This is a genomic window from Sphingopyxis sp. BSNA05, assembly GCF_013265645.1.
Classification (GTDB): Bacteria; Pseudomonadota; Alphaproteobacteria; order Sphingomonadales; family Sphingomonadaceae; genus Parasphingorhabdus.
Map to the genome: position 1 here is coordinate 37,533 of NZ_PYIA01000114.1, position 10,673 is coordinate 48,205.

Annotated in this window: 6 protein-coding genes and 3 pseudogenes; all 9 read right to left on the reverse strand. The window is 58.3% G+C overall.

The window, feature by feature from the left end; all coding sequences use genetic code 11:
* Positions 1-2: 2 nt before the first annotated feature.
* On the reverse strand, positions 3-620 hold the full coding sequence (gene phaR / locus C8024_RS14035; protein ID WP_100094793.1) for a polyhydroxyalkanoate synthesis repressor PhaR: 618 nt from the start codon (positions 618-620) through the stop codon (positions 3-5).
* Between the two features lie 177 nt (positions 621-797).
* A complete protein-coding gene (gene alr, locus C8024_RS14040; protein ID WP_173206277.1) occupies positions 798-1,853 on the reverse strand; it encodes an alanine racemase in 1,056 nt (351 codons plus the stop codon).
* A gap of 19 nt (positions 1,854-1,872) precedes the next feature.
* Positions 1,873-3,510, reverse strand: coding sequence for an MFS transporter (locus tag C8024_RS14045; RefSeq protein WP_173206280.1), 1,638 nt, complete (start codon positions 3,508-3,510; stop codon positions 1,873-1,875).
* A gap of 26 nt (positions 3,511-3,536) precedes the next feature.
* Entirely contained in the window at positions 3,537-5,507 is a 1,971-nt protein-coding gene (locus C8024_RS14050; RefSeq protein WP_173206283.1) for an acetyl/propionyl/methylcrotonyl-CoA carboxylase subunit alpha, read from the reverse strand.
* Between the two features lie 150 nt (positions 5,508-5,657).
* Positions 5,658-6,653, reverse strand: a pseudogene (gene bioB, locus C8024_RS14055) (biotin synthase BioB); the annotation flags it as partial.
* 88 nt (positions 6,654-6,741) lie between these two features.
* On the reverse strand, positions 6,742-8,877 hold the full coding sequence (gene scpA, locus C8024_RS14060; protein WP_173206286.1) for a methylmalonyl-CoA mutase: 2,136 nt from the start codon (positions 8,875-8,877) through the stop codon (positions 6,742-6,744).
* A gap of 51 nt (positions 8,878-8,928) precedes the next feature.
* Positions 8,929-9,710: pseudogene (locus C8024_RS14065) on the reverse strand (enoyl-CoA hydratase-related protein).
* 88 nt (positions 9,711-9,798) lie between these two features.
* Positions 9,799-10,232: pseudogene (gene mce, locus C8024_RS14070) on the reverse strand (methylmalonyl-CoA epimerase).
* On the reverse strand, positions 10,229-10,673 hold a 445-nt coding region (locus C8024_RS14075; RefSeq protein WP_173206289.1), incomplete at its 5' end, for a DUF808 family protein. The gene C8024_RS14075 and the pseudogene mce, both read right to left, overlap by 4 nt.

A 10,673-nucleotide genomic window follows, 5' to 3' on the forward strand; every position in this document is an offset into this window, starting at 1 on the left:
AATCAGCTATCGAGCTTGTCGATTTTCGACTGTATATCGGCCAGTTGCTGTTTCAGCGCCATGATTTCGGCATCTTTTTCCGAATCACCGGCCTGCGCTACATCATCCGCTTCCGCGCTATCGCTCTGGCCAAGGCTCAGCGCCTTTTCAAAGACACCGGCCAGCGGGCTTGCCTTCAGGGCATTTTCCACGGCTTCCTGGAATTGCTTCTGGTTCTTGACCGCCATCTGGCCCAGTGGATTCTTGTTGAGCGCACCCTCTACGGCTTCCTGAAACTGCTTCTGGTTCTTGCGGAAATTATCCATCGACGCTTCGAGATAGGACGGCATTAACGACTGCATGCTGTTGCCATACATGGAGATCAGCTGGCGCAGGAATTTCACCGGCAGCATTTGCTTGCCGCTGCTTTCCTCGTCGACGATGATCTGGGTCAGCACATTATGGGTTATGTCCTCGCCGGTCTTCGCGTCGACCACGATGAAATCCTCATCGTTGCGGGTCATCTCGGCAAGAAAGTCTAGCGTGATATAGCTCGACGTCTGGGTGTTGTAGAGGCGACGATTGGCGTATTTCTTGATGGTTATCGGATCACCCGGATTATTGTTCTTGGACTTGGCCATATCAGCTCCCGATGGGTTAGAATCCTGTTGTTGACCAAGACTGTCTAACCGTCAATTATTTACATGTTGCAACAGCACTAAACCTATTTGTGCATTGCCGCAACTTTTGTCGTTATCGGGGATTTTTGCGCAGCATTTTTATTTTGTGCAACTGCGTAGATATATTTCGCCGCCGCGCTATGTCCATTCCCGCGCCAGACGATTGCCTAGCCCGGTGATCAATTCATATTGCGAGAGGCCCGACTGAGACGAAGCGACCTCGAGATCATATTCGCATTCGACCCAGTCGCCTTCTGCGAGATAGGGTGCTGCCGCAAGATCGATCGCGATCAGATCCATCGAAACACGGCCCAGTACGGGCAGCAGCATTCCATCGTGCATGAACATGCCGCTGTTCGAAAAGCCCCGCAAATATCCGTCGGCATAGCCCATCGCCAATATGCCGATCTTGTGCGGCTCGTCCGCAATATATTGCGCATTATAGCCTAGCTTGTCACCTGGAAGCAGCGAGCGGACCTGGAGAATCTCTGCCTGCGGAAATGCCACCTGGCTGACGATATCGTCGAGAGCCGGACGCTGGACACCGCCGTAGAGCGAAAGGCCGGGACGCGTGACGTCGAAATGATAGTCGCTGCCCAGTGCGATGCCGGCGCTATTGGCCAGACTGGTCCGCTTGCCTGGCACGATTTGCAGCGCCGCCCGAAATTGGCTGAGCTGCTCTTCATTCTGTGGCCCGTCTTCATCAGCAGAAGCAAGATGGCTCATCACCATATCGATTCCCATCCCGGCGAACAGATCGGCTTCAAGATCTTCCACATTGATTCCTAGACGGTTCATCCCGCTGTTGATCATCACGTCGCATGGCTTACCCGTCGATTTCCAGCGCTGCACCTGCTCGAGACTGTTCAGAACGGGTTTTGCCGGGGATTGAAGCGCAAATGCCAGGTCCGCAGCCCGCACGCCATTGAGCACGGACACTTCCGCTTTTCCAGCGGTCAGGTCTTCGATTTCCTGCGCTTCCTGCCAATTGGCGACGAAAAAGTCGGTGCAGCCCGCCGCGATCAGCCTGCGCACAACATCCCGGGCGCCCAGACCATAAGCATTGGCCTTGACCGCTGCGCCCGCCCGCGCCGCCCCCGACATCCTGTCCAGCGCCTGCCAGTTCGCAGTCAGCGCCGCAGAATCCAGCTTTACGCGCGCGGTCGACGGAATATGCGGTTTTGTGTCACTCATGCAGCGACCGATAGGGCCTTTATCGGTCTTCGTCGAGAGCCGCTTCGGGGTCGTTCGGTATGCCCCACCAGGCGACGATGACTCCGAAAGCGACGACCGCCCATGTGTACCAGAGACCGGCATATATATCGCCTGACCGGGCGACGATATATCCGGCAATCAGCGGCAGGAAGCCGCCAAGATATCCGGCCCCGATATGATAGGGGATCGACATCGAGCTGTAGCGGATTTTGGCCGGGAACATTTCCGATAACAACGCCGCAACCGATCCGTAGGTCAGAGCGCTCAGAGCGCCCAGTACCAGGAGGATCGCGACAATGCCCAATATGCTGGCCATATCTGGCTGCTGCTTGGCAAAATCATAGCCAAAGGCGGCAAGCGCGTCGCGAATGCCACTGCTGCGGGCACCGCCGTCTGCCATCCAGTCCGGATTGATCGGTATGTTGCTATTGCCAGCACTGAGTTTCAGCGCGCTGGCATCGACCAGCGTATAGGAAACGCCTGCAGATGTCAGCGTTTCCAGAATCTTGCCGCAATCGCTCTGTTCGCGGCTGAACAGTTCGGCAAAGGGATCGGTGCTGCATGCATTACCCTCGACCCGGACGGGGCTCGCCTGGGCGGCTTCGGTCAGGCCGGGATTGGCGAGCTGGCCCAGACCCCAGAAGGCCGGGAACAGCAACAGCAACGAGAGCAAAGCACCGACGATGATCGGTTTCTTCCGCCCCACCCGGTCCGACCATTTGCCGACCACCAGATAGAAGGACATGGCGATCAGGCCGGAGACGAACAATATGATGTCGACGGTGCGCGCCTCCATGTTCATCGGTCCGCGCAGAAAGGACATGCCGGAGAAAAAGGCCGTGTACCAGATCGTCGTCAACACGCCGGTGATGCCGAACAGGGCGACGAAGATACGTTTCTTGTTGCCCGGATAGGTGAAGCTTTCGACAAAGGGATTGCCTGCGGTCTGGCCCGCCGCCTTCATCGCCTGGAACACCGGACTCTCGTTGAGCTTCAGCCGCATCCACAACGATATCGCCAGCAGGATGATCGACAGCAGGAACGGCACCCGCCAGCCCCAGTCGTTGAACGCCTGTTCCGGGATCAGGAAACGGCAGGCCAATATGACGCCGATCGAGAGAACGAAACCGCCGGCAACGCTGGCCTGGATATAGCTGGTATAATAGCCGCGCTTGTTGGTCGGCGCATGTTCGGCGACATAGATGGCCGCGCCGCCATATTCCCCGCCAAGGGCAAGGCCCTGCAATATCCGAAGGAAAATCACAATCAGCGGCGCCGCCAGACCGATCGTCTCGGCGCTGGGGATCAAGCCGACGCCGGCAGTGGCAATGCCCATCAGCGTAACCGTCACAAGGAACGTATATTTGCGGCCCAGCTTGTCGCCGAGAAAGCCGAACAGAATGGCGCCCACCGGACGGAAACCGAAACCGATGGCGAAGGTCGCCCATACCATCAATATTTCGAGCGTCGGATTGCCGCTCGGGAAGAAGGTCGGCCCGATGATGTAGAAGAGCGTGCCGTAGATAAAAAAGTCATACCATTCGAAAATGGTGCCGGCGGAAGAGGCCGCTATGACCAGTCTTATTTCCTTCTGCGTCGGCTCGCGTTGCCCCGCCGCTGCTACATCACTGGCCATATCTTGCCCTCCCCAAGGCGATCACTCTATTCCAGTTCGAGTATCACGGCATCAACGGAAAGGCTATCACCTTGCGCGGCTTCGACGGATTTTACCACGCCGTTTTTCTCGGCCCGGAGAATATTCTCCATTTTCATGGCCTCGACCACCGCCAGCGGCTGGCCTTCGACAACGGCGTCGCCCTCGCCCACATGCAGTGCGACCAGCAGGCCGGGCATCGGGCAGAGCAGGAATTTCGAGAGATCGGGCGGGATCTTCTCGATCATGTGCACCGCATGTTGCGCAACATGGGCGGGCAGGATCCGTGCCTTGTGCGTTGCGCCATGACTGTTGAGTGCGAAACCGTCGGCGGTCTTGGCGATCTTGACCGACAGCGGCTTGCCCGCAACCTCGGCGAGGATCAGGCTGTCACCCGGCGTATATTCGGTGGACAGATCGATCGCGACGCCATCGACCGAAATTTCTTCTTCCGAGATGGTAACATCCATCGTCTTGTCACCGATCTTTACCTGCCACTCCGATGGCGCTTCGAGCCGCTTGCCAAGCTGGCTGTCGACGCGGCGCGCGCGGTCGGCGTGCGCTGTCGCGGCAAAAGCGCCGATAGCGGCAAGATTGGCGATCAGTTCGTCCGACGCCGGAGCGCCCTGGAAACCGTCGGGATATTCCTCGGCGATGAAATTGGTGGTGATATTGCCTTCGCGGAAACGCTCGTGCTGCATCAGCGCCGAGAGGAAATCGATATTGTGACCGGGGCCAACCAGTTCGAACCGGTTCAGCGCGTCGATCTGACGATCAATTGCCTCGATCCGGGTCTCGCCATAGGTAATCAGCTTGGCGATCATCGGATCGTAGAAGATCGACACCTCGCCGCCTTCGGCCACGCCATCGTCGACGCGAATACCCTCTTCGGCTGCCGGTGGCCGATATTTAACCAGACGACCGGTGGACGGCAGGAAGCCGCGATAAGGATCTTCTGCATAGACACGGTTTTCGACCGCCCAGCCCGTCAGGGTGACCTCGTCCTGGGTCAGCGGCAGTTTCTCGCCATAGGCGACGCGGATCATCTGTTCGACCAGATCGAGACCGGTGATATATTCGGTGACCGGATGCTCGACCTGCAGACGGGTGTTCATTTCGAGGAAATAGAAGCTCTTGTCCGCCCCGACGATCAGCTCGACCGTACCGGCACTATAATAGCCCACGGCCTGCGACAGCGCGACCGCCTGTTCGCCCATCTTCTTGCGCATTTCGGGATCGACGAAGGGCGATGGTGCTTCCTCGACAACCTTCTGGTGGCGTCGCTGGATCGAACATTCGCGTTCGCCGAGATAGATGACATTGCCATGTTTGTCGCCAAGCACTTGAATCTCGATATGGCGCGGCTGTTCGATGAATTTCTCGATAAACACGCGGTCATCGCCAAAGCTGGCAAGGCCTTCGCGCTTGGTCGCTTCAAAGCCTTCGCGAACGTCTTTCTCGTTCCAAGCGAGCCGCATGCCCTTGCCGCCGCCGCCGGCGCTGGCCTTCATCATCACCGGATAGCCGATGTCCGAAGAAATGCGCACAGCATGTTCGGTGTCGTCAATCTCGCCGATATGACCGGGAACCACGCTGACGCCTGCTTTTTCGGCGAGCTTCTTCGACTCGATCTTGTCGCCCATCGCGGCAATCGCATTGGGTGGCGGCCCGATGAAGGCAATATCATTGTCCGCCAGTTCCTGCGCAAAGCTGGTCCGCTCCGACAGAAAACCATAGCCGGGATGCACGGCTTCTGCGCCGGTGTCCTTGCAGGCCGCGATGATCTTGTCCGCGATCAGATAGGATTCTGCAGCAGGAGAAGGGCCGATATGGACCGCTTCGTCCGCCATTTTGACATGCGGGCTCCGCGCATCGGCGTCAGAATAGACGGCAACCGTCTTGATACCCATTTTCTGGGCAGTGCGAATGACGCGGCAGGCAATTTCGCCGCGGTTTGCGATGAGTATCTTCTTAAACAAGTTCTTCTCCAAAGTTACGCATTCCCGGCGCCGTCATTGCGAGGAGCGGAGCGACGTGGCAATCCAGAGCGGCAAGCGACCCTCTGGATTGCTTCGCTGCGCTCGCAATGACAATGCGCTGATTTGCGATCTGAATATTTTTGAGCATAATTACTCAGCCGCCTCCAGCTTGCATTCCCGCTGCTCCGCTTCCATCGGAACCAGACCCAGTTTAGCGAACAACTTCTCATCCGCGTCATCACCCGCATTACCGGTGGTCAGCAATTTGTCGCCGGTGAAGATGCTGTTGGCGCCGGCAAGGAAGCACAAAGCCTGCGTGCTTTCGCTCATGCTTTCGCGGCCAGCGGACAGGCGGACCATCGATGCGGGCATGGTGATCCGGGCCACCGCGATCGTGCGGACAAATTCAATATCGTCAATCTTCGCCAGCGGCGTATCGGCCAGCATATCGCCGAGTACCGTGCCCTTGACCGGGACCAGCGCATTGACCGGAACGCTTTCCGGATGCTTCGGCAGGGTCGCCAGAGCATGGACAAAGCCGACCCGGTCTTCCCGGGTCTCGCCCATGCCGACGATACCGCCGGAACAGACGTTGATGCCGCTGTTCCGGACATTTTCGAGAGTCTCGAGCCGGTCGCCGAAGGTGCGCGTGGTGATCACCTTCTCATAATGTTCGGGCGAGGTATCGATATTGTGGTTGTAATAATCGAGGCCTGCCTCGGACAGCATTTCGGACTGTTCCTTGGTCAGCATGCCCAGCGTCATGCAGGTTTCCATGCCCATCTGGCGGACGCCCTTGATCATCTCGATGATCGCCGGCATGTCGCGGTCCTTGGGGTTGCGCCAGGCAGCGCCCATGCAGAAGCGCGAGGAACCGCGGTCCTTCGCCTGCGCTGCGGTTTGCAGCACGGTGCGGACGTCGAGCAGCTTCTCTGCCTTGAGGCCGGACTTCGCACCAGCAGACTGGTTGCAATAACCGCAATCTTCGGGGCAACCGCCGGTCTTGATCGACAGCAGGGTTGATAGCTGGACCTCGCCGGGCTTGTGATTGGCGCGGTGGACGGTTGCCGCCTGGAAAACCAGTTCGTCGAACGGCAGGTCGAACAGCGCGGCGATTTCCTCGCGGGTCCAGTCGTTGCGGACTGTGTTCCCTGCCGCAGGGCAGGTCCCGAACTGTCCTGAGCAATCGTCTGGGCCCCGCCCTGCGGCGGGGAACTGATATTTTCGTCTAAATTCATTCCGCAGCTTCCTCTTCAGGAGGCATATTATGCCCCAGCAATCTCAATATGTCGGCGGCACATTCCACAATATTGCTGCCCGGTCCATAGATTCCGACCACGCCGCTCTTGCGGAGAAATTCATAGTCCTTCGCCGGGATAACGCCGCCGGCAAATACCTTGATATCGCCGCGCCCGGACTCTTTCAGCAGGTTGATCAGTTCGGGGATCAATGTCTTGTGGCCCGCCGCCAGACTGGACGCGCCGACTGCATCGACATTTTCCGCCAGAGCGAGATCGCGAGTTTCGCCGGGTGTCTGGAACAATGGTCCGGAAATCACGTCAAAGCCCATATCGGTAAAGGCGCTGGAGACAACATTGGCGCCGCGGTCATGACCATCCTGCCCCATTTTCGCGACGAGAATTTTCGGCTTGCGACCAAGCCGTTGCGACACGGCATCGACGCCTTCGATGACCATCGCATAGCGGGCATCGCCTTCATAAGCCTTGCCGTAAATGCCCTTCACCGGTGTTGGCTGTGTTTCATAACGGCCGAAGACCGCTTCCATCGCATCGGATATCTCGCCGAGCGAAGCCCGTTTGCGCGCCGCATCGACGGCCAGCGCCAGCACATTTCCGCCGCCTTTCGCGCCATCGGTCAACGCCTTGAGCGCCGCCTGACAGGCAGCCTCGTCGCGATCGGCGCGCATTTTCTCGAGCCGGGCAATCTGGCCCTGTCGGACTTTCGCATTATCGATGTCGAGCGTTTCCATCGCATCTTCTTCGGGAAGGCGATATTTGTTGACGCCGACGATGACTGCATCGCCCTTGTCGACCGCGGCCTGCCGACCAGCAGCGGCTTCCTCGATCATCGCCTTGGGCCAGCCATCGGCAACCGCTTTCGCCATGCCGCCTTCCGAACCCACGCGTTCGATAATTTCCCAGGCCTTGTCGACCAGTTCCTCGGTCAGCGCCTCGACATAATAGCTGCCGCCAAGCGGATCGACGACCTTGGTGATGCCCGCCTCTTCCTGCAGCACAATCTGGGTGTTCCGCGCAATACGTGCCGAGAAATCGGTCGGCAGCGCAATTGCTTCGTCCAGCGCATTGGTGTGCAGCGACTGGGTTCCGCCCAAAGTCGCGGCCATGGCTTCGATCGTGGTACGGATGACATTATTGTAGGGATCTTGCTCGGTGAGCGACACGCCCGACGTCTGGCAGTGGGTGCGCAGCATTTTCGACCGTTCGGATTGCGCGCCGAGATCGGTCATAACGCGATGCCACAGGGTTCGCGCCGCCCGCAGCTTCGCGACTTCCATGAAGAAGTTCATGCCGATGCCGAAGAAGAAGCTCAGACGGCCCGCAAAGGCGTCGATATCCAGACCGGTCGCCATCGCCTGTTTGGCATATTCGCGGCCGTCGGCTATCGTGAAGGCCAGTTCCTGCACCGCCGTCGCGCCGGCTTCGTGCATATGATAGCCGCTGATCGAGATGCTGTTGAACTTCGGCATATGCTCGGACGTATAACCGATAATGTCGGAGATGATCCGCATCGAGGGCGCAGGCGGATAGATATAGGTATTCCGCACCATGAACTCTTTGAGAATATCATTCTGGATCGTGCCGGACAGCTTCTCCTGAGAAACCCCCTGCTCTTCCGCTGCGATGATATAGAAAGCGAGACACGGAATGACCGCACCGTTCATCGTCATCGACACCGACATTTCGTCGAGCGGAATCTGGTCGAACAGGATTTTCATATCCTCGACGCTGTCAATCGCGACGCCGGCCTTGCCGACATCACCCACAACGCGCGGATGGTCGCTGTCATAGCCCCGGTGCGTCGCGAGATCGAAGGCGACCGAAAGCCCCTTTTGCCCTGCCGCGAGATTGCGACGATAAAAGGCGTTGGATTCCTCGGCGGTCGAGAAGCCGGCATATTGGCGGATCGTCCACGGACGTCCGGCATACATGCTGGCCTTGACGCCCCGGGTGAACGGACCAAAGCCGGGCAGACCGGGGTCACCAGCATCTTCTGCGGTATAAAGCGGTTTGACAGCGATACCCTCGGGCGTTTCCCAAGTGAGGTCGCGGCCCTTCACTTCCTTGTCAGCCAGTTCCTGCCAGTCTTTGATCGTCGGTTTATCGGTCATATCTGCCTTGCTTGTAATATTCGTCCAAATCAGCCGTTAACGGTGAGCGGTCTATTCACCCTTAAATTCTGTTGGCCGCTTCTGCAGAAAGGCAATCGCGCCTTCGCGCGCGTCCTTGCTGTCGCCGGCAATCCGCTGGCCTTCGGCTTCCCGCACCAGCGCCGAAGCATAATCGCTTTCGAGCGCAGCTGCTAGATTCTGGCGCATCACGCCGAGAGCCACGGTCGGGCCACCCGCCAGGCGTTTTGCCAGCATACCTGCTTCATCCATCAGCGCAGTATCTTCAACGCATTTGTAAATCAGTCCCCAGTCCGCAGCCTTCTCGCCATGGATCTTCTCGCCGAGCAGCATCATTTCCGTCGCCCGTGCCTTGCCGACAATACGGGTCAGCATCCACGATGCGCCGCCATCGGGCACAAGGCCGATATTGACGAAGGCCTGCAGGAAATAAGCCGATTTACCGGCAATCGCGAAGTCACTTGCCAGCGCGATCGAACAGCCGACACCGGCAGCCGGACCGTTGACCGCCGTAATCGTCGGAATGTCGAGCTTCGCCAGCTTCAGCATCAACGGATTATAATGCTGGAGCAGCGCTGCATAGCTGCCCTGCCCGCCCGACAAGGCGCTGTCATTCTTCGCCTGCAAATCGGCGCCGGCACAGAAGGCACGGCCTTCACCGGTAATCACCAAACGCGCGCATCCTCCAGCTTGTCCAGCGCGATGAAAATGTCATCCGCCATCCCCAGCGAACAGGCGTTGAGCCGCTCCGGCTTGTTGAGCGTGATGGTGGCCACCTGATCGGCGATGTCGAGCTTGATATTTTCGAATTCCATGTTCGGTCCTTTTGAATGTCTCGTCATCCTGAACTTGTTTCAGGACCCAGCGAGATCCTGAAACAAGTTCAGGATGACGATTGTATAATTAATGCCCTTCAGGCGTTTCCATAATTTCCGTTAGCATCCCGCCCATATCCTTGGGATGGACAAAAAGATAAGCGTGCCGTGCGCGCCGATGCGCGGTTCGCCGAGGACGCGCTTGCCCATCGCTTCGAACTCGGCCTTGGCGGCGTGAATGTCGGGCACTTCAAAACAAATATGATGCTGGCCCCCGAGCGGGTTCTTGGTCAGAAAGCCGTGTATCGGGCTATCTTCGCCGAGCGGCTCGATCAGCTCGATCTGGGTGCCGTTGGTCGGGCCTTCCGCCGGCGTATCGACAAAACAGACCTTCACGCCCTGCGCCGGCAGGTCAAACGGTTCGCAAATAGACGTAGCGCCCATGACATCGCGCCAGTGGGCGATACTGTCGGTGATCGACGGCGTGACAACGCCGATGTGATTGAGACGACCCAGTTTCAATGTGCTTCTCCATGCGGAATGAATTTATGGACCAGTGGCGCAATGCCCGCGCCTACAAGAACGCCCAATATGCCCGACAAGAGGGCAAAGGCGATGCCACCGACCATCAGCTTGGCCGAGGCGGGGAACAGGCCGAGCAACGGATGCGACAGCCATTCGATCAGATGTTCCGGGCCGTGCCAGCCCAGCGCAGCAATATTGTGGACCAGCAGTCCGCCACCGACCCAGGCCATGGCCAAAGTGCCGATAATCGAAAGGGCCGCGAGCAGCTTCGGCATCAGCCGGACAAGACTACAGCCAAAGGAGCGCAAAGCGCCCTCGTTATTCTGCGCAATATGCAGGCCGATATCATCCATCTTCACGATCAGCGCGACCGCGCCATAGACCGCCACGGTAATCGCAATGCCGATGATTGCCAATATGATCGCCTGTTCCCACCAG

Excerpts from the sequence above, each read along its gene's own strand:
- C8024_RS14045 (WP_173206280.1), bottom strand. The coding sequence starts at position 3,510 with ATGGCCAGTGATGTAGCAGCGGCGGGGCAACGCGAGCCGACGCAGAAG.
- scpA (WP_173206286.1), bottom strand. The coding sequence starts at position 8,877 with ATGACCGATAAACCGACGATCAAAGACTGGCAGGAACTGGCTGACAAG.
- phaR (WP_100094793.1), bottom strand. The coding sequence starts at position 620 with ATGGCCAAGTCCAAGAACAATAATCCGGGTGATCCGATAACCATCAAG.
- alr (WP_173206277.1), bottom strand. The coding sequence starts at position 1,853 with ATGAGTGACACAAAACCGCATATTCCGTCGACCGCGCGCGTAAAGCTG.